Source organism: Vibrio sinensis (assembly GCF_003605645.1).
GTDB lineage: Bacteria > Pseudomonadota > Gammaproteobacteria > Enterobacterales > Vibrionaceae > Vibrio > Vibrio sinensis.
In genome coordinates, this window is record NZ_QVMU01000001.1 from 635,660 (window position 1) to 655,161 (window position 19,502).

Annotated in this window: 17 protein-coding genes; 7 read left to right on the forward strand and 10 right to left on the reverse strand. The window is 43.3% G+C overall.

All coding sequences use genetic code 11. The annotated features are described in order from the left end of the window. Positions 1 to 9: 9 nt before the first annotated feature. From DZ860_RS02630 to DZ860_RS02640, 3 genes are all read right to left on the reverse strand, one after another. Positions 10 to 669 (reverse strand): fimbria/pilus periplasmic chaperone, encoded by a 660-nt coding sequence (locus DZ860_RS02630; protein WP_120029344.1) that lies wholly within the window; start codon positions 667 to 669, stop codon positions 10 to 12. 55 nt (positions 670 to 724) lie between these two features. After that, positions 725 to 1,228, reverse strand: a complete 504-nt coding sequence (locus DZ860_RS02635) for a hypothetical protein (protein ID WP_120029345.1) — start codon at positions 1,226 to 1,228, stop codon at positions 725 to 727. Positions 1,229 to 1,400: 172 nt separating this feature from the next. Next, positions 1,401 to 2,042 carry a helix-turn-helix transcriptional regulator gene (locus DZ860_RS02640; RefSeq protein WP_120029346.1) on the reverse strand — a complete coding sequence of 214 codons (642 nt, stop codon included), beginning with the start codon at positions 2,040 to 2,042 and terminating at the stop codon, positions 1,401 to 1,403. Between the two features lie 476 nt (positions 2,043 to 2,518). Here DZ860_RS02640 and DZ860_RS02645 point away from each other — a divergent pair, with 476 nt between their 5' ends. Next, complete coding sequence (locus DZ860_RS02645) at positions 2,519 to 3,352, forward strand: GGDEF domain-containing protein (protein ID WP_120029347.1); 834 nt, start codon at positions 2,519 to 2,521, stop codon at positions 3,350 to 3,352. Between the two features lie 133 nt (positions 3,353 to 3,485). On the opposite strand, the gene DZ860_RS02650 is transcribed toward DZ860_RS02645, so the two are convergent. The 7 genes from DZ860_RS02650 to DZ860_RS02680 form a co-directional block, all read right to left on the reverse strand. After that, entirely contained in the window at positions 3,486 to 4,766 is a 1,281-nt protein-coding gene (locus DZ860_RS02650; RefSeq protein WP_120029348.1) for a DEAD/DEAH box helicase, read from the reverse strand. Between the two features lie 250 nt (positions 4,767 to 5,016). Continuing rightward, positions 5,017 to 5,904, reverse strand: coding sequence for a 3-hydroxyisobutyrate dehydrogenase (gene mmsB, locus DZ860_RS02655; RefSeq protein WP_165862830.1), 888 nt, complete (start codon positions 5,902 to 5,904; stop codon positions 5,017 to 5,019). A gap of 16 nt (positions 5,905 to 5,920) precedes the next feature. After that, a complete protein-coding gene (locus DZ860_RS02660) occupies positions 5,921 to 7,066 on the reverse strand; it encodes an enoyl-CoA hydratase/isomerase family protein (RefSeq protein ID WP_120029350.1) in 1,146 nt (381 codons plus the stop codon). An 11-nt stretch (positions 7,067 to 7,077) separates the two neighbouring features. After that, positions 7,078 to 7,854 carry an enoyl-CoA hydratase gene (locus tag DZ860_RS02665; protein WP_120029351.1) on the reverse strand — a complete coding sequence of 259 codons (777 nt, stop codon included), beginning with the start codon at positions 7,852 to 7,854 and terminating at the stop codon, positions 7,078 to 7,080. 48 nt (positions 7,855 to 7,902) lie between these two features. After that, a complete protein-coding gene (locus DZ860_RS02670; protein WP_120029352.1) occupies positions 7,903 to 9,057 on the reverse strand; it encodes an acyl-CoA dehydrogenase family protein in 1,155 nt (384 codons plus the stop codon). 68 nt (positions 9,058 to 9,125) lie between these two features. Then, positions 9,126 to 10,619, reverse strand: coding sequence for a CoA-acylating methylmalonate-semialdehyde dehydrogenase (locus DZ860_RS02675; protein ID WP_120029353.1), 1,494 nt, complete (start codon positions 10,617 to 10,619; stop codon positions 9,126 to 9,128). 151 nt (positions 10,620 to 10,770) lie between these two features. Then, the gene (locus DZ860_RS02680; protein ID WP_120029354.1) at positions 10,771 to 11,949 is read right to left on the reverse strand and encodes a thiolase family protein; all 1,179 of its coding nucleotides are present in this window, start codon (positions 11,947 to 11,949) and stop codon (positions 10,771 to 10,773) included. Positions 11,950 to 12,158: 209 nt separating this feature from the next. On the opposite strand from DZ860_RS02680, the gene DZ860_RS02685 reads away from it, so the two are divergent. From DZ860_RS02685 to DZ860_RS02710, 6 genes are all read left to right on the forward strand, one after another. Further along, positions 12,159 to 12,545: a MerR family transcriptional regulator gene (locus tag DZ860_RS02685; RefSeq protein WP_120029355.1), complete on the forward strand. Its 387-nt coding sequence runs from the start codon at positions 12,159 to 12,161 to the stop codon at positions 12,543 to 12,545. 73 nt (positions 12,546 to 12,618) lie between these two features. Then, complete coding sequence (locus DZ860_RS02690; protein WP_120029356.1) at positions 12,619 to 13,788, forward strand: isovaleryl-CoA dehydrogenase; 1,170 nt, start codon at positions 12,619 to 12,621, stop codon at positions 13,786 to 13,788. A 44-nt stretch (positions 13,789 to 13,832) separates the two neighbouring features. Beyond that, on the forward strand, positions 13,833 to 15,440 hold the full coding sequence (locus DZ860_RS02695) for a carboxyl transferase domain-containing protein (protein ID WP_120029357.1): 1,608 nt from the start codon (positions 13,833 to 13,835) through the stop codon (positions 15,438 to 15,440). A 123-nt stretch (positions 15,441 to 15,563) separates the two neighbouring features. Next, positions 15,564 to 16,346 (forward strand): enoyl-CoA hydratase-related protein, encoded by a 783-nt coding sequence (locus DZ860_RS02700; RefSeq protein WP_165862831.1) that lies wholly within the window; start codon positions 15,564 to 15,566, stop codon positions 16,344 to 16,346. Then, positions 16,339 to 18,366: an acetyl/propionyl/methylcrotonyl-CoA carboxylase subunit alpha gene (locus DZ860_RS02705; RefSeq protein ID WP_120029359.1), complete on the forward strand. Its 2,028-nt coding sequence runs from the start codon at positions 16,339 to 16,341 to the stop codon at positions 18,364 to 18,366. Before DZ860_RS02700 ends, DZ860_RS02705 begins: the two co-directional genes overlap by 8 nt. Before the next feature lies 1 nt (position 18,367). Continuing rightward, the gene (locus DZ860_RS02710; protein ID WP_120029360.1) at positions 18,368 to 19,276 is read left to right on the forward strand and encodes a hydroxymethylglutaryl-CoA lyase; all 909 of its coding nucleotides are present in this window, start codon (positions 18,368 to 18,370) and stop codon (positions 19,274 to 19,276) included. Positions 19,277 to 19,502 lie beyond the last annotated feature (226 nt).

The following is a 19,502-nucleotide window of genomic DNA, read 5'->3' on the forward strand; positions in this document are numbered from 1 at the left end:
TGTTTACTGTTACTGTGTAAGTAAAGGTTGTGCATTAACTTGTGCGCTTTGATTAGGTACTAAGTATTGCATCGGCAATAACGGCTCAACTTGTTGCCAATTCCAACTCATTGCCTCCCCACCCCATGTGACATTGTAACTTTGCTTGTCTAATTCAATAACACTACTACCCGTGTTAGTAATACGTAAATTAGGCACACTCGATTTATCAAGAATAATTTCACTCACATATTGCTCTTGTACGTTAGGTGGTGAAATAAAAAGCAGCGCACCGATACGGAATAGCATTTGAACACTATCGTTATCGGAATCCGATTTTAATGGCAATTGACTAACGATGACTCGATAGGATTCCGCACTTTGTTTAACATTGCCAATGTACTGCACTTTGATCGATTGGGACTTACCTGGAGCGATTAAGACTTGGGGCGGAAATACCAATAGGTCATCAGTTTCATTCAAAGTCTCTTCATTATTAAATACCACATGTCGTTTTACTGCCGTCACTTCTATCGGTAATGGAACTAAAGAAGTATTGGTCACCTTAAAAAAAGTTGTCGCACGATTTCCTGAATCAGCACTAAATTGAACCATAGGAAAAAGTTCAAATGCCAATACATTGATTGGCATAGCAACAAGAGCTAAAAATACGATTTTGAGATTCTTCATAACAATCCCTTACAGAATAAAAAGGGGGATAAATTACCTCCCCCTTATATATTATCTAGTTGTGGTAGAGCGATACCCACATTTCACCGTTGTACTCACCCCAACGCGCACCGGCTTGAGGTTTTGAGGTCATGGTTAATTTATGTTTCTTAAGGTCGCTTTTATCAATGTCATTACTGACATTAATTTGGCGTTCAAACCGGACCACTGTATCTTTGTCTTGTAAGGTTTGGTTCTGTCCTTTAAAACTGTATTCCATTGGAATTACATCAGCATTTTCGTTTTCAAAAGCATAAGGGGTAATAAGGATTGTCGCTTTAGTTCCATAGGAATTACACCACGTGGTAAAAGCAAACTTTCGTTCATGCTCTTCACCTTTAGTTAAATCAAAGCGAAGTTCTGAATTTTTTGATGTTATCTCACAACTTTTTGGTACATAACCAGAAAAGTCAACGTGAAAATTCGCTTGTCCTTCAGCGGTATCATCTGACAGTGTACTTGCCGCTGCACCTGCTGAGTAAAGTAGCGCTATAGCAATACAACTCACTAATCGTTTCATTTGTGTTCTCCTTTACATTCGATTCTTGCGTTTATTCACGCAGCCTTGATAAATCTGTTGGTATAAAAGTACGACTAAGCCGATATATTTGATATCGGTCAGATGACTAATCAAGACGAATAAAAGGATGAAGAATGGCTACTATTTGCGGTAAATTGATTTAAAACAAGTTTTATACTTCTGGTTCCGCCAAAAGTGTATTGAGTTGACTGCGACTGTGCTTTCCTGTTTTCATTAAAATATTAGATACGTGTGTTTTGACTGTGCTCAAACCTAAGTTCAATTCAGTGGCGATTTCTTTATTTGTGTAACCCTGTACAACATACAAAAAAACTTTTTGCTCTTTTGACGAAAGGCCGTATTTCGCGCAAACAACTTCAAACGAACTGGTTGTTGTTACACTCTTTTTCATTGATGAACGCAGTGATGATGACATCGCTTCGCGACTGAACCATAATTGCCCCCCAATGACGGTGCGAAGCGCTTTATGCAATGATTCAAGCGTTTGTTCTCTCTCAATAACGCCACAATAACCTAAGGCAATAAGTCCAAGTACGCCCTCTAAATCTACTCGTATCGCGTTAACAATAATCCAAGCCCCACCACGAGAAAGTGGTGATATCAATAATGCAGATGGGTTACCTAATGTCGTTCTGTCATACACAATCACAGTGTCATCCGTTAAATTCCATAGGTTATCTACTGAACACTCACAACGGAAAGTATAAGATTGAAACGAAAGCGATAAACTAGCCGTGATCAATGACGACCACTGAGTATCGGAAGAGACGATATACACAAACTTTGTACGCATTGAGTCCCTTTTTGTTATGTATCAACAAAAGCTTAATAAATTCAGCTGGTGAATAAATAACCATTTTACTCAATTAACAGAATGTTATGTCGATTAATGTCACAATCTTAACTTTTCTTAATTCATCACCACGGCTTTCTTCTAAATAACTCACTTGAGACGCCTTTCAATAACCAATTTGTAGGCTCGTTAATAGACTCAATTCCGTTAAGTGATCACTAAAGACTGAAAACAGAACGCAAGGATATTCAAGATTGATATGATATCGAATCCACTTTTTCCAATTGTCGTTATTATGATACATATAAGTTGATTATAATTGCAGGGAAAGGCAAAGTGCGCAGGAGTATCTCAGTAATAATTTATCTAGGTGAATAAATCTCCTAGTTTTGACTCTGATACCACGCGAATATACTGTTCTAAGTGACTCTGTTTCCCCTTACGCTGCGCTTCATTTTTACTGGATATGTCTATACATGAGAACGTTATTTAACAATCGTGAACTATCGTATGAGCTTTTAAGCTGTGCGTTTAAGTTTTCGATTGTGCCATTTCTTTACATTGTTCCCGTATTCGTGTTCCAGATAGAAGTTGACTCTATATACGACTATCTATTGGAGGTCACTCGGCTTTATAGCGTTATTTTATTAACATCGTTACTCGGTAAACTGGTCAATTCAAAAATGATCAGATTTGGCCTCATATTAGCCATCATCAATGGCGTTTATGATTCAGTCACTGAAATTGTCATTCTTCAGCAAATGCTAGTATCACCATTTCCGTTCGTGGATGCCTTACTTGATGAAGCACTACTTATTGCTGGTTATGGTTGTATTATCAGCGGGCTCTATCAACACTTTATGCAAATCAACAGACTGACACTGACAGATAACCTAACGCAATGTTACACGCGTTCAGCGCTAAATCTCATTCCGATTGGCGGCTACCAACTGTTCTATTTTGACCTAGATGACTTCAAAATCATCAATGATACTAGAGGTCACAATGTGGGAGACAAGGTGCTCACCACTTTTTCACGTATGTTGATTCGCTCTTGTGACGATACAGGCTACGCCTTTCGCCTTGGAGGAGACGAGTTTCTAGCAATTGTTGATGTCGATAAAGCTGTACACTTTATTGATGTTTTCACTAAAGCGTGTGATCTCGAAGAAATTAAAGTTAGCTACGGCACTTCCGCTTGTTTTGATAACAACTTCAAAATTGCGATTTCTGAAGCCGATGAAAACTTGTATGAAATGAAACAGTGTAAAAAGTCTTTCTCCGATCAGAGTTTCGAATCGGACTATTAACTTCAAATAATGAATACTTATCTAGCCGTGAAAACAAACTGCTAATAGCTTATTCCACACAAATTAATGGGAACAAAAAAGGCGACGCTTTTGATAAGCATCGCCTTTTACATTTTAGAACAAAACCGGCTGATTACTTGTTTTTATTACGAATCATATTGCGTAAACGCATACGACGCTCTGCATCACCTTGACTTGAGTCACTTGGGTTATTTGTACGTGTTCTGCGGTTTTTAAATGCTGGTTTAGTCTGCATTTTTTCAATCAATGCATCACGGTTTTTTGGCTCATAGCCTTCTTGCTCTTTGCGATAAATACGTTGACGAATCAGCGTTTCTACCTGCTGTAGTGTTAGCTCTTCTTCACGGTTTACAAATGAAATCGCATGACCTCGTTGTCCAGCACGACCAGTACGACCAATACGGTGCACGTAATCTTCTGCTAGGAAAGGCATATCAAAGTTAACAACGTGAGGTAGGTTTTGAATATCAAGGCCGCGAGCCGCAACATCTGTTGCGATCATTACACGAGCTTTACCCTCTTTAAACTCTTCTAAAGCACGACGACGAGCACTTTGCGCTTTATCACCATGACACAATACTGCTTTGATACCATCAAGTTTAAGCTCTTTCACTAGCTCGTTAGCGGTTTCTTTGTAGTTAACGAAAACCAGTACTTGTTTCCAGTTCTTACGACCAATCAGCTCAGACAACAGCTCACGTTTACGTTCTTGCTCAACAGGGTAAACCACGTGTGCTACTGTTTCTGCTGTTACATTTTCACGAGTCACAGCAATACGTTTTGGCGCACGTAAAATTTCACCCGCTAGTTTGTTCATTTGCGCTGAGAACGTCGCAGAGAAAAGCATGGTTTGTGGCTTGGTTGCAACGCCTTGCATGATTTTTTCAATCGCAGAGATAAAGCCCATATCTAGCATACGGTCTGCTTCATCAAAAACTAAGAATTCTAAGTTCACTAGCGATACGTTTTTCAGTTCTAAGTGCTCAATCAAACGACCTGGTGTCGCAACAAGAATATCAACACCTTGCTCAAGTGCTTTTTGTTGAGAAGCCATTTTCTCGCCACCATAAATAGCAACGCTCTTTAATTCGGTGTATTTGGTGTAGTCAGTAATGTTTTGGGCAATTTGAGCCACTAACTCGCGAGTTGGAGCCAAAATCACAGCACGAGCTTGATGACGGTTGCGAGATTTCTGTTTGTCCAAAATATTTTGGATAATTGGTAAGGCAAATGCCGCTGTTTTACCGGTACCCGTTTGAGCATTAGCAAGAATGTCATGGCCACGACGAGCCATAGGAATCGCCTGTTGCTGAACTGGGGTTAACTTAGTGTAGCCACATTCAGTAAGAGCTTTTACGATTTCTGGAGAAAAATTTTGTGATGCAAATGACATATCTTGTTCCTAAAACTAACGGCTACTGCCAAACATAAGCATAACCAAAAATACGGTGGCAGATTATAATGCAAGAACTCCCAAGTGGGAGACTTATTTTAGAAGATCACTCAATATAATCGCTGATTTCCCCTTATCTGAGTAAAATTCCAACCCAATCTTAACAGATTAGGCCTGATTATTTGATCTCATAAGATGAAAACCGCTTTTATGCTGATATTCGTTTTGAGTCGCTAATCTAAAACCGCTACTATTTTTTACGATAAAATTCAAACAAGCTCGAGAAATCACGCTCTCCATTCCCTTGCCCATTGTGCAAATTAAACAGATTCCGAGCTAAACTCCCCATGGGTGTTGAGGTCTGGCTCTGAACAGAGGCTTCCATAGCAAGCCCGAGATCTTTAGCCATCAATTGACTCATAAAGCCGCCTTGGTAACCATTGCTCGATGGCACGTTTTCCATAACGTCTGGACAAGGGTTATAAAGTTCAAGTGCCCAATTTCGTCCAGAACTCTGCAGCATTATTTGTGACAATACTTTAGGATCTAAGCCATTTTCAATCCCAAGATTAAGCGCTTCACACGTTCCACTCATTAAAATACCAAGCATCATGTTGTTACAAATCTTGGCCATTTGCCCAGAACCCGCTTCGCCTGCGTGAAAGATATTCTTGCCCATATGGCTCAATACCTCTTTCGCATCTGAGTAGTTTTCAACGGTTCCACCAACGATAAACGTTAATGTCCCTGCCGCCGCTCCCGAGACGCCACCAGACACCGGTGCATCGACGAAATTTAGGCCTTTAACTTGTGCTTGAGCCGCTACACTACGTGCGGTTTCAGGATCTATGGTGGAAGAATCAATCAACAAGGTACCTTTTGATACATGATTTAGGACCCCATTATCGTCAAGGTAGACGCTTTTGACATGATGACTAGCTGGCAGCATGGTGATCACCACATTCGCTTTTGCGACTGCGCTCTGAATACTGTCTGCTGCAATCGCCCCTAAAGAGGCCAACTCCGTCACAGTGTCACGATTGAGATCGAACACCTCAACGGTAAGGCCTACTTTAAGTAAATTCTTCGCCATCGGCGCGCCCATATTACCAAGCCCAATAAACGCTATCTTATTCATTGATTTTCTCTCCCTGTTAGATTGTTGATTCCGGCTTAAGCTCATATTGTGGATGGCACGTGGTGTTTACTGACGAGAAAAAGTATTCCAATAATTGCGCAGGAACCGATGATACATCTGGATATAACCATGATGGTTCATGTGATTTGTCAATGACTAAGGCTCTAACTCCCTCTCTGAAATCCCCCTCAAGCCCACAACGTAATGTAAGGCCAAATTCAAGGCTAAAACACGCTTCCAAAGATAATCCTCGATTCTGGGTTAACTGCTGGTAGCAAATATGCTGAGAAAGTGGACTACCATATTTCAATGCTCGCTGGGCATTTTTAAACCACTCATCGTCAATTTGAGCATGGTTGATTCGTTGAACAATCTGAGCGAGTGATGCCGTGACAAGATGTTCATCAAAGCAGAAAGTCTGAATCGCCTCTGAGAGTGGGGTTATCAATCCAACACCTTGCAATGGGCATTCTACCGATTCCAATATTGACGCGATGGTGTGGTGGATATCAGTTGAGGTATTCCAATGTGTCGAGGCCAACATTGCCAATACGATTTCTTTGGCTTGAGGTTCAACGATCCATTGACATAAGCCTAAGTTTTTCATGTCTATCGCATTAATCTGCGCGGCCGTTAAACCAAGAAATAACGCCTGATGCTGGGGCAATTGATTGAGAAAATAGGTTGCGCCAACATCTGGATATAAGCCAATTTTGCTTTCTGGCATCGCAAATCGAGTATTATTTGCAGCTACACGATGGCTAGCTCCCATATACAAGCCAACGCCGCCTCCCATTAAATACCCATGCCCCCAAGCAATAATGGGTTTGGAGTAGGTATGAATTAAGTAATCACACTGGTATTCAAGGGTAAAAAATGTCGCCATTGCTTGCTGAGCGGCCTGTGGTTCTTGCTCTTTATTTTCTAGAGCACGATAAATCGCTTGAATATAGCCACCAGCGCAAAATGCTTTTTCTCCATTCGCATGCAAAAATACAGCAACAATACTTTCGTCCTGTTGCCATTGCAGTAGCTGCTTATGGAGCTGCTCAATCATATTAAATGTTAATGCATTCAAAGCCGTTGGGTTATCCAGTTCAAGGATACCAACTAACGCACCATCAGCACACTTTATGTGTGACACATTTATTTTGCCCGTCATGCTCGTTCCTTTTAGCTGTTGGTCCAATTTGGCTTACGCTTCTGCAAGAAAGCGTTAACTCCTTCGGTTTGATCTTGCGAATCAAATAACTTTAGAAATAACTCTCGCTCAAGCAGCAAGCCCGAAGCATGGGTTTGGCTACGCTGATTCTGGATCAGAGTTTTACACGCTGAGACCGCTTTAGGTGATTGCCCTGCAACACGTTGTGCTAACTTCATCGCACATTCAGCTGCGAGACCGCTTGCTGTTACTTCTTCAATTAAACCTATCTTATGCCCTTGTTCCGCGCTAATACGTTCTCCACATAGAATTATGCGTTTCGCCCATCCCTCTCCAACCAATGCCGTTAAGTTTTGTGTACCACCTGCACAAGGAAGTAACCCGACAGACGGCTCAGGCAGAGCCACTTGGGCCTGTTGCTCTGCAATGCGAATATCACAAGCCAGTGCGGCTTCCAAACCTCCGCCCATGGCATAACCATTAATTGCAGCAATAGAAACACCATCGAAAGCCGATAACGCTTCAAACGCTTCCGCAAATGCAAACGCCATATCAGCTGCTTGGGATTTGTCACCTGAAGCAAATGTATTTAGGTCTGCCCCCGCCGAAAAGAATTTTTCACCGTCGCCAGTCAGTACCAACGCATAAACTGCACGATCTTGACTTAGCTCATTAACCAACGCTTTTAGTTGCCGTAGTGATTCAAGCGTCCATGTGTTCGCCGGAGGATTACACATGGTTAGTTTGGCAATGTGCCCGTCTCTTTCTAATCGAATTTCTGCCGACATAAATACTGACTCCTTACCGTTACGTTAGCTTGTTTGTAAGTCGCCGTTCTAAAGCAACTCAACACCTTCTGTAAGTAGACGCCTTGCGATAATTAGGCGCATGATTTCGTTGGTTCCTTCCAGTATTTGATGGACACGCACATCTCTAAAATGGCGCTCTACCGGATACTCTTTGATGTATCCATAACCACCATGTATTTGAAGGGCTTGGTCGCACACTTTAAATCCTACATCGGTTGCGAAACATTTCGCCATCGCGCAATACGCGCTCTTTTCACTATGTTTGGAATCCAGTTTCGCCGCTGCGAGTCGCACCATTTGTCTTGCTGCAACCAGTTCGGTCGACATATCTGCGAGCTTAAATTGTAGGGCTTGAAACTGAGCGAGATGGCGACCAAACTGTTTTCGTTCTGTCATGTAGCGCTTTGCTTCGTTGAGCGCTTGTTGCGCGGTACCGACTGAACAGGTCGCGATATTAATTCGCCCGCCATCAAGACCGAGCATGGCAAATTTAAAACCCTCACCCTCTTCACCAAGTAGATACGAGGCTGGAATTCGAACATTTTCAAACGTAATCATTCGAGTGGCCTGACAGTTCCATCCCATTTTGGCTTCTTTTTTGCCATAACTGATCCCCTCACTGTCTGCTGGCACGATAAAAGCAGAAATGCCCGCGGCTCCCTCACCACCACTACGTGCCATAACAACGAGTACATCAGTATCACCCGCTCCAGAAATAAACACTTTCGAACCATTCAGTACATACTCTTCATCATCTCGCACTGCACTCGTCGTTAGAGACGCCGCATCTGACCCCGCATTTGGCTCAGTCAAACAATATGACGCGAGCTTTTCACCGGTGACTAACTGGCTACTAAATTGTTCTGCTATCTCAGGTTGGGCAAAGCTAGCAATCATCCAAGTCGCCATATTGTGAATGGTCATAAAAGCGGTGGTAGCGGTACACCCCATGGCGAGCTGCTCAAATATAATCGCTGCATCAAGACGTGAAAGCCCAAGTCCTCCATGTTCCACGGGCGTATAAATACTTAAGAAACCCAACTCACCCGCTTGTTGAATCACATCTTTCGGGAAGTGAGCTTGCTGATCCCACTCCGATGCATTAGGAGCAAGCATTTGATCAGAAAACTGTTTTGCGGCTTCAGCGAAAGCCAGTTGTTCTTCATTTAATTCAAAATCCATCTTGAGCTCCTAAGTTCTATCGCTTTTTATTGCAGCTTAAGTCAACATTAACACTTGGGCTAAAGTGATTATCTAAACTGAATAGTCATATTCGGACCGCTTGGAATATCGTCATCGAACCAACGCGCTGTTACTGTTTTCGTTTCTGTGTAAAAACGCACGGCTTGTTTACCATAAGCATGCAAATCGCCATAAAAACTGCCTTTCCAGCCGGTAAATGAGAAAAATGGTAAAGGAACAGGGATAGAAACATTAATCCCCACGTTGCCCACTTCAATATTGTGTTGGTACTTTCTTGCTGCAGCGCCACTGGCTGTGAAAATTGAGGTTCCATTCCCATAAGGATTAGCATTTACCAGTTCGATAGCTTCATCCAAACTGTCTACCTCTATCGTCAACAATACGGGTCCAAAAATCTCTTGCTGATAAATCGACATTTTGGTTGTGACTTGACTAAATAGTGTCGGGCCGACCCAGTTACCATTGGGATGCCCTTCCACCTCACAGGCTGAGCCATCAAGCAAACAATGTGCTCCAGAAGCTTTTCCTTCATCAATTAAATCTAACACCCGTTGCTTAGCTTGTGCACTAATCAAGGGGCCATAACCTGCCCGCTCATCATCCCAAGCCCCCGGGTGAATATGAGATAATTGCTCTTGAAGTTCAGGGATCCATTGCTTGGATTCACCAATAAAAACCGCCACAGAAATAGCCATACAACGCTGGCCAGCAGCCCCTACAGAGGCACCAACCAAGTTACTAATCACTTGGTTTTTATTCGCATCAGGCATGATAACCATATGATTCTTTGCCCCTGCAAATGACTGTACCCGTTTAAGGTTGTCTGTACCGGTTTTGTAGATGTACTCCCCTACAGAAACCGAACCAACGAATGAGATAGCTCGCACACTCGGTTCTGTCAGAATCCTATCGACTTGCTCTTTCTTCCCATGCACAATTTGTAATACCCCTTTCGGCGCACCCGCTTTTTCAAACAATTGTGCTAGCTTCATCGCAGTCAAAGGCACTTGCTCTGAGGGCTTTAATATAAAGGTATTGCCACAGGCGATGGCCATAGGAAACATCCACAAAGGAATCATTGCTGGAAAATTGAACGGTGTGATGCCAGCACAAACACCAAGCGGCTGAATATATGAATAACCATCAATATTGGTTGCTACATTTTCAACGGTTTCACCCATCATTGAGCTGCAAATGTTGGCCGCCTGCTCAACAACTTCGATGCCTCGCCAAACATCCCCTTTGGCATCCGCTAGGGTTTTGCCCGTTTCACTAGAGAGTAAAATCGCAATATCGTCATGATGTTCTTTAAGCAAATGTTGGTAACGCAACATCAAACGCGCGCGCTCTGGCGCAGCAACTTCTTTCCATTGTTTGAATGTTTGGGAAGCATCGGTAATCGCCGCATTCATTTCAGACTCAGTAGCACAAGGTACTTGGGCGATAACTTCGTTAGTGGCGGGGTTGGTCACCTCTAACCAGTGTGTTGAACTTGAATCAACAAATTCACCACCGATATATTGTTGTACTTTATGTGTCATGTGCACGTCCTTGTGAGTTTTATTCTGGTTCAGTTGTCGTCATGGTTGTAGCTAAAGTCTAGCTGCAAAGAATAAGTTCGCTATGGGGGCGTTAATCATGGCAGATGACTGATAATCAACCGGCAGATCAACCTGCATTTACGCTTTATAATCAAAACATTTCGATAGCGATTGCCGTCGCTTCGCCACCGCCAATACATAATGATGCGATTCCACGTTTGCCATGAGTTTGCTTTAAGGCATGAATAAGCGTGACGATAATTCGGTTGCCACTTGCACCGATTGGATGTCCGAGAGCACAAGCGCCACCGCGTGAATTGACTTTCTCAGGGTCAAGATTAAGTGATTGAATCGCATGCTGAGTTACCACAGCAAACGCTTCATTGATTTCCCATAAATCTACATCCTCCTTATCCCAGCCCGTTTTTTCTAGTAGTTGTTCAATGGCGTAGACAGGGGAAATAGTGAACTCTTCGGGTTTGCGAGCATGTGTCGTATGAGCGACGATTTTTGCTATAGGTCGGAGGTTTTGTTCTATCGCAAACTCGCTATTCACTAAGATTAAAGCTGACGCTCCATCGGAAATCGAACTTGAATTGGCCGCCGTCACAGATCCATGTTTGGCAAACGCAGAGCGTAATGTCACCATCTTGCTCACATCAACCTGATGAGGATGCTCATCATTAGTCACATGAATTGTAGAGTGGTGATTTGCAACGGTAACTGGAGCAATTTCGTCGATAAACATTCCATTTTCTATCGCATTTCGAGCTCTCATCACCGAGTCTTGTGCCCAGTTATCCATAGATTCGCGGCTATATTGATACTTTTCAGCCATGCGCTCTGCGTACACGCCCATCAACTCGCCTTGGTAGGCGTCTTGTAAACCATCATAGAACATATGATCGAGGACTTGATCATGACCCAAACGTAATCCTTGGCGTGCTTTTTTCATGATATAGGGCGACGCTGACATATTTTCCATTCCACCAGCTACGATTGCTCGCGCACTTCCTGCTTGGATCATGTCATGTGCCAACATAACGGTTTTCATTCCAGAACCGCACACTTTGTTAATTGTCGTGCATCCGACGGATTCTGGGATTTTTGCACCAAGGCTAGCTTGACGAGCTGGCGCTTGCCCTACCCCTGCGGGCAGAACACATCCCATCAATACTTCACTGATTTTTTCGGCATTGAGGCCACTTTCTGCTAAAGCTCCCTTTATTGCTTGTGAGCCTAAATCGGTAACTTCAATGTTTGAAAACACTCCTTGAAATGATCCTATCGGAGTACGTTTTGCGGCAAGAATCCATGTCTCGATGATCATTTCATTTACCTTTTATTGACGTTTACGTAATAACTATACTAACATTTACGTAAACGTCAAATTAAGCCAGAAACACAGCAAAGTTCAACGAAATGTAAAAGGTAAACCATTGTAATTAAAGAAAATAACAATACATTGCAATTCATTTCCTTTAACGTTAACGAGTTGTATATTCGCGCAAGAATTATACGAAAATCGCAGGTTTGGTAATGAATACATTTAAGATTAGCGAACTCGCAAAAGAGTTCGATATTACGACCAGAAGTATTCGCTTTTATGAAGATGTAGGGTTAATTGCACCCGCTCGAAAAGGCAGTACTCGAATCTACAATGGGCGCGATAAGATTAGATTAAAGCTCATTCTGAGAGGGAAACGTTTGGGGTTCTCTCTGGCAGATATTAAAGAGTTGTTTGAGCTCTATGATACTGATCAAAGTACTGAACAATTAGCTTATATGATCCAGCTAATCGAAGAGAAGAAAGCCACATTGCAACAGCAAAGTGACGATATCAACGCAGTAATGATGGAGTTGAATGCCGCTAAATCGCGATGTGAAAACACTCTAAAATCCATAAATGGTGATACTACCACCTGAGCACTTTCTAGAAAGCTCGTCTTAAGGGTTCTTATCTTCTAGGAACTTGGGTGGGGTAAAGCAAGGAAATGCAATGAAATCGACCTATATTCCCCTCCACTTTGGTTATGATGAGACTATTGATTTACTACGAGACCAAATCAACAGCTTTGCCACCAATGAAATCGCACCTCTGGCCCACTCTATCGATCAATCCAATGAGTTCCCAAATCACCTCTGGGCCAAACTCGGCGAAATGGGCTTACTCGGGGTCACGGTATCAGAATCTTACGGGGGAGCCGAAATGGGCTACCTCGCTCATGTTGTCGCCATGGAAGAAATTAGTCGCGCTTCTGCATCCGTCGGACTCAGTTATGGCGCTCACTCCAACTTATGCGTGAATCAAATCCATCGAAACGGAACCCAATCCCAGAAAGAAAAGTATTTACCTAAACTGGTCTCAGGTGAACACGTTGGCGCTCTCGCAATGAGCGAGCCCGGCGCAGGTTCTGATGTCATTGCAATGCAGCTTAAAGCTGAGCGAAATGGTGATGTTTATATCCTTAACGGCAATAAAATGTGGATCACCAATGGGCCGGATGCTCATACCTATGTCGTGTACGCAAAAACCGCCCCTGACTTAAATGCGAACGGAATTACCGCATTCATTGTCGAGCGTGGTTTTTCTGGGTTTTCACAAGCGCAAAAACTCGACAAACTGGGCATGCGCGGCTCCAATACCTGTGAGTTGGTTTTTAATGATTGTCACGTACCCGCAGAGAATGTGCTCGGGTTTGAAAATCAGGGCGTTAAAGTTCTCATGAGTGGTTTGGATTATGAGCGAGTCGTTTTGGCCGGCGGCCCACTAGGTATTATGCAAGCTTGCATGGATTTGGTCGTTCCGTACATACATGACCGCAAGCAATTTGGGCAAGCTATTGGTCAGTTTCAACTGGTGCAAGGAAAAATCGCAGATATGTACACCCAAATGAATGCGGCTAAAGCCTATGTCTACACCGTCGCTGGTGCTTGTGACCGAGGTGAAACCACCCGAAAAGATGCTGCCGGCGCGATTCTATATAGCGCGGAAGTTGCGACTAGAATGGCCCTTGATACTATTCAATTGCTTGGTGGTAATGGGTATATCAACGAATTCTCCGCGGGACGTTTATTGCGTGACGCCAAGTTATACGAAATTGGCGCGGGAACTTCTGAAATACGCCGAATGTTAATTGGTCGTGAGCTATTTGACGAAAGCCGATAACGGTTAACGATACCCATTTTACAATGCCAGGGGAGAAAAGATTTATGGCTTTGTTATCGAGCAAAATTAATACTCAATCTGAGCAATATAAAGAGAACTATCGCGCGATGGCAACATTAGTTGATGAACTTTATAGCGTAACAAACAAAATTGAAGATGGCGGTGGTGAAGCGGCTCGAAACCATCAAAAAAACAAAGGAAAACTATCCGTTCGAGAGCGTGTTTTGGCGTTAGTTGATCCCGGTTCTTCCTTTCTAGAAGTGGGTCAATTCGCCGCATGGGAAGTTTATGCTGACTATGTGCCTTGCGCCGGAGTTGTTGCTGGGATCGGATTTATCGACGGCATCGAATGCATGATAGTCGCCAATGACGCTACGGTAAAAGGAGGCAGTTATTACCCTTTGACCGTAAAAAAACATCTCCGTGCTCAAGAAATTGCTGAAAAATGTCGCTTACCTTGTGTCTATCTTGTCGATTCTGGTGGTGCTAATCTCCCCCGTCAAGATGAAGTTTTTCCCGACAAAGACCATTTTGGGCGCATATTTTATAATCAAGCTCGCATGTCAGCAAAAGGCATCGCCCAAATTGCGGTCGTCATGGGACTATGTACCGCTGGCGGGGCTTACGTCCCTGCCATGTGTGATGTGTCTATCATTGTCAAAGATCAAGGGACCATCTTCTTAGCAGGACCTCCTCTAGTAAAAGCCGCTACCGGTGAAGAAGTCAGCGCCGAGGATTTAGGTGGCGCTGATGTCCATTGCCGCACTTCAGGGGTTGCCGATTATTGCGCCGAGAACGATCACCACGCTTTACAATTAGCTCGGCAAGCCGTAGCTCAAATTAATCATGTTAAACCGTCACAATTACGAAAAAAAAACGCCCAACCCCCTCGCTTTTCCGCGCAAGAAATTTACGGCATTGTTGGAACCGATCTTAAAAAGCCTGTCGATGTAAGAGAGGTCATTGCCCGCATGGTTGACGATTCGCACTTTGATGAATTCAAAGCCTTGTTCGGTGAAACCTTAGTGTGTGGCTTTGCCCATTTACATGGCTATCCGATAGGTATTGTTGCGAACAACGGTATTTTATTTTCTGAGTCCGCACAAAAAGGCGCCCACTTTGTTGAACTGTGCGCTCAACGAAAAATCCCACTGCTGTTTTTACAAAACATCACCGGCTTTATGGTTGGCCAAAAATATGAGGCACAAGGTATCGCAAAACATGGCGCGAAAATGGTGACAGCTGTCGCTTGTGCCGATGTGCCGAAATTTACCGTGATCATTGGGGGCTCATATGGTGCCGGCAATTATGGTATGTGCGGTCGAGCTTATGATCCAACCATGATGTGGATGTGGCCAAATGCACGAATCTCTGTCATGGGTGGCGATCAAGCTGCTGGTGTAATGGCACAGGTCACCCGAGATATAAAAACTCGCAAAGGCGAAAGTTGGAGCGACGAACAAGAAAGCGAATTTAAGCGCCCTATCATTGAGCAATATCAACAGCAAAGCCATGCTTATTATGCCAGTGCCCGACTCTGGGATGATGGCATCATTGATCCAGCAAAAACACGAGATGTGGTTGGGTTAGCCCTTTCTGCTGCGCTCAATGCTCCAATTCCAGAAAGTAAATTTGGTATATTTCGAATGTAATCGTCGAATCGAACATTCTGACTATACTTAACAAGAGGTTAAGTCTCAGTATCAACAAGTTGGCGTATTAAGCTTCACTGCTTACTGTGAATCAAGGTTTCAATTACTGACATAGGAAGTCGCATGAATCGATTACTACTTACTCGGGACGAGAATGGAGTTGCATGGCTGAGCTTAAATCGCCCAGAAAAACACAATGCTTTTGATGACAAACTCATCGCCTCGTTTTTGACGGTGCTGGAGCAACTCAGCCAAGACGATTCGCTAACTGCGCTTGTGCTCACTGCTCAAGGTAAACACTTCTCATCCGGAGCAGATCTTCACTGGATGCAATCCATGGCAAATAAAACCGAGAAACAGAATTTGCAGGATGCTCGACAACTCGCCAAACTTCTATACGCGCTAGATAATTTCAACAAACCAACCATTGCTTTAGTTCATGGTGCCGCATTTGGCGGGGCTTTAGGTCTTATCTGTTGTTGTGATATAGCTATCGGGACCCCAAACTGCCGTTTCTGCTTAAGTGAAGTAAAACTCGGGCTCATCCCAGCAACAATTAGCCCCTATGTCATTCGGACCATAGGTCAACGTCAAAGTCGTCGTTATTTCCTCACCGCTGAATTAATAAAAGCTGAAACGGCATTATCTTTGGAGATCTTACATCAAATATCTTATCAACCAGAAGAGACTGTAGAGCGTATTTTAGGTCAACTGCGCAACAATGGACCCCAAGCTCTTAAAGCAGCAAAAGAACTCTGTTTACAATGCCATAATCACCCCATCGATGAATCAATCATTGAGTACACCAGTCATGCTATTGCAACGGCTCGCGTCTCCGCTGAGGGCCAAGAAGGGCTGACTGCATTTTTTGAGAAACGCGAAGCCAGTTGGAGGAGCGATGATTAAAAGAGTATTGATTGCTAACCGTGGTGAGATCGCTTGTCGAATAATCAAAACAGCAAAACGAATGGCGATAGAGACCGTTGCGGTATATTCCGATGCGGATAAACACAGCTTGCACGTCAAACAAGCTGACTACGCAGAGCATATTGGTCCCTCTCCCGCAAGTGAGTCCTATCTTAATATTGATGCCATCATCGTAGCCGCAAAAAAATGGCAAGCGGATGCAATCCATCCAGGCTATGGTTTTCTCTCTGAAAATGCGTTATTGGCGCAAGCTTGCTGTGATAATGACATCGTTTTCATCGGTCCATCAAGTCGGGCGATTGAGCAAATGGGCTCGAAATCCCAAGCAAAAACGATTATGGCTAACGCAAAAGTACCTCTCGTACCCGGTTATCACGGTGCTGATAACAGTGTTTCGCATCTACTTGCTGAGGCGGAAAAAATTGGCTATCCCGTCATGCTTAAAGCGACACAAGGTGGTGGTGGTAAGGGCATGCGAGTGGTCCACAACGCTTCTGAAATGCCATTGGCTATTGATGGCGCTCAGCGCGAATCTCTTTCAAGTTTTGGCGATGATCAGTTACTAATTGAAAAATGTATTTTGAAGCCTCGTCACGTCGAAATTCAAGTTTTTGCTGATGCTCATGGCCATTGCCTCTATCTCTCGGATCGCGATTGCTCTATTCAACGTCGCCATCAAAAAGTCGTGGAAGAAGCTCCAGCTCCCGGCTTATCGGAGCCACTGCGTCAGAAGATGGGTCAGGCTGCTGTTCTTGCAGCTAAAGCCATCAATTATGTCGGCGCAGGGACGGTTGAGTTTTTACTTGATGAAGATGAGCAGTTTTATTTCATGGAGATGAATACTCGTCTTCAAGTCGAGCACCCTGTCACTGAATTAATAACAAACATTGATTTAGTCGAATGGCAATTCAACATCGCTTCAGGTAACGCGTTACCTATTACTCAACACCAAATCACACACTACGGTCATGCAATAGAACTTCGGGTTTATGCTGAAGACACGAACAACAACTTTATGCCATCGACTGGCCGTATCGATTACATGATGACACCACCATCAAACCATCACATTCGTCTTGATAGCGGTATAGAGCAAGGCAATCAAATTAGCGAATTCTATGATCCGATGATCAGTAAATTGATTACATGGGGAGAAACAAGAGACATAGCATTGACGCAACTTAAGCAAGCGTTAAAGCAATATCAGATTTGTGGCGTCACTACCAATATCGGTTATTTGTACAGTATCATCGATCAAGCCGCCTTTGCTGATTCAAAACTCAATACTGACTTCCTCGTTGAGCATCAAGATTCAATAGCGCAGCTGCAAAATATAGCTCCGTCAATTTGGTTAACCTTTGCGGCTGTTGCTCGCAGGCTCCACTTAGTATCAGCCAAGAGTGAAGCCTCTCCCGCACCAAGCTCACAAGGGTTTAGACTGTCACAAAATAACCAATTCCGTTTCAATTTCACCCGCGGTAGTGAAAATAGCGAAGTTCTATTAACCGATAACAATCAATATTCATTTGATAGTTTCAAGGTCACTATTGATTCGGATATCTCCCATGCTTTCGTCGTCGACATAGACATAAACATAGACCAGTCAAAACAAATTACCATTGAACTAAATGGCGTACGATATTGTTATTCTGCATTGATTGATCAGCATGACACGACAATTTTCTTTTTAGGGCAACAGCGTACATTCGCTCATCATGCAAGCTATCAACCGATTGATGATACGACGGAAGATCTCAGCCCTAGTGCACCGTTAAACGGACTCATATCAGCCATTCTTGTCAACGAGGGCGATAGCGTTGAAAGCGGGCAACCCTTGTTAGTGTTAGAAGCAATGAAAATGGAATACACCATCTTTGCCCCACAACCAGCAATGATTGAATCCATTCTGTATCAAATTGGTGACCAAGTTCAACATGGTGCGGTGTTGGTGCAACTATTAGCTGAATCTAAAGATTCTCCGATGAATACGGAGGGATGAAATGCTTCCAAATAACGTCAATTTAGTTGAAGTTGGACCAAGAGATGGACTACAAAATGAAAACGCTGTCACTCTTGAAGATAAAATTCGACTCATCAATCGGCTAAGCCAAAGTGGCCTTAAACATATTGAGGCTGGCGCATTTGTTTCCCCCAAATGGGTCCCTCAAATGGCAGAATCGGATCAGGTTTTCAAACAAATTAACTCAAATAACGATGTTATTTATAGCGCCCTAACACCTAACCTAGCCGGTTTAGAAAGGGCAATAGAATGTGGTGTTAAACAAATTGCGGTATTTGGCTCCGCATCTGAAACATTCTGTCAAAAAAACATCAATTGCAGCATCTCACAAAGCCTCACTCGCTTTGAGTCTGTCATCGCACTAGCAAAACAACATGGTATGAATGTCAGAGGCTACCTCTCTTGTACCATGGTATGCCCTTATGAGGGCGTCATAACGCCAGTACAAGCCGTAAACGTCGCTAAGAAACTGTTTGATATGGGCTGTTATGAGATATCACTCGGTGACACTGTAGGGAAAGCGACACCAAATAGAGTCGAATCACTACTCAATCAAACGCTCCAACATTTGCCGAAAAAGGCCGTTGCTGTTCACTTTCATGATACCTGGGGGCAAGCATTAGCCAATATTTATCAAGCTTTGACGATGGGGATTAACACCATAGATTCTGCAGTTGCAGGCTTAGGTGGTTGTCCCTATGCACAAGGTGCAAGTGGAAATGTCGCGACGGAAGATGTCATCTACTTGTGTGAAAACCTAGGCATAGAAACCGGGGTCGAATTAGCAACAATCAATCAAGCTGGCTGGGAAATTTGTCGCTCACTTGCAAAAAGACCTATTTCAAAAGTGGCATTAGCGTTAGGCGACCCCTATGCACTTAAAAACTGATGTAATTCAAAACCAATGTACTTCAAAACAAGTCGCGCATTTAAGCGTTGCTCAAAGAAAACATAATTAGACAGATCTTAAAGTACTTCGTAAGCAATACGATACACAGCGTGATATGGAAATTCACGGCAAATCACACATCTCTATGCGTCTCGATTTGACTCAAGGATATTGCATTTTTAGCGTTATCATTATGTTAATAAAATACTATCATATCGACTGAGCT

What these genes read in the sequence shown, in the direction of transcription:
- DZ860_RS02665 (WP_120029351.1), bottom strand. Translation starts at nt 7,854, where the DNA reads ATGTCGGCAGAAATTCGATTAGAAAGAGACGGGCACATTGCCAAACTA.
- DZ860_RS02670 (WP_120029352.1), bottom strand. Translation starts at nt 9,057, where the DNA reads ATGGATTTTGAATTAAATGAAGAACAACTGGCTTTCGCTGAAGCCGCA.
- DZ860_RS02700 (WP_165862831.1), top strand. Translation starts at nt 15,564, where the DNA reads ATGAATCGATTACTACTTACTCGGGACGAGAATGGAGTTGCATGGCTG.
- DZ860_RS02650 (WP_120029348.1), bottom strand. Translation starts at nt 4,766, where the DNA reads ATGTCATTTGCATCACAAAATTTTTCTCCAGAAATCGTAAAAGCTCTT.
- DZ860_RS02630 (WP_120029344.1), bottom strand. Translation starts at nt 669, where the DNA reads ATGAAGAATCTCAAAATCGTATTTTTAGCTCTTGTTGCTATGCCAATC.
- DZ860_RS02675 (WP_120029353.1), bottom strand. Translation starts at nt 10,619, where the DNA reads ATGACACATAAAGTACAACAATATATCGGTGGTGAATTTGTTGATTCA.
- DZ860_RS02680 (WP_120029354.1), bottom strand. Translation starts at nt 11,949, where the DNA reads ATGATCATCGAGACATGGATTCTTGCCGCAAAACGTACTCCGATAGGA.
- DZ860_RS02645 (WP_120029347.1), top strand. Translation starts at nt 2,519, where the DNA reads ATGAGAACGTTATTTAACAATCGTGAACTATCGTATGAGCTTTTAAGC.
- DZ860_RS02710 (WP_120029360.1), top strand. Translation starts at nt 18,368, where the DNA reads ATGCTTCCAAATAACGTCAATTTAGTTGAAGTTGGACCAAGAGATGGA.
- mmsB (WP_165862830.1), bottom strand. Translation starts at nt 5,904, where the DNA reads ATGAATAAGATAGCGTTTATTGGGCTTGGTAATATGGGCGCGCCGATG.
- DZ860_RS02705 (WP_120029359.1), top strand. Translation starts at nt 16,339, where the DNA reads ATGATTAAAAGAGTATTGATTGCTAACCGTGGTGAGATCGCTTGTCGA.
- DZ860_RS02685 (WP_120029355.1), top strand. Translation starts at nt 12,159, where the DNA reads ATGAATACATTTAAGATTAGCGAACTCGCAAAAGAGTTCGATATTACG.
- DZ860_RS02640 (WP_120029346.1), bottom strand. Translation starts at nt 2,042, where the DNA reads ATGCGTACAAAGTTTGTGTATATCGTCTCTTCCGATACTCAGTGGTCG.
- DZ860_RS02695 (WP_120029357.1), top strand. Translation starts at nt 13,833, where the DNA reads ATGGCTTTGTTATCGAGCAAAATTAATACTCAATCTGAGCAATATAAA.
- DZ860_RS02690 (WP_120029356.1), top strand. Translation starts at nt 12,619, where the DNA reads ATGAAATCGACCTATATTCCCCTCCACTTTGGTTATGATGAGACTATT.
- DZ860_RS02635 (WP_120029345.1), bottom strand. Translation starts at nt 1,228, where the DNA reads ATGAAACGATTAGTGAGTTGTATTGCTATAGCGCTACTTTACTCAGCA.
- DZ860_RS02660 (WP_120029350.1), bottom strand. Translation starts at nt 7,066, where the DNA reads ATGACGGGCAAAATAAATGTGTCACACATAAAGTGTGCTGATGGTGCG.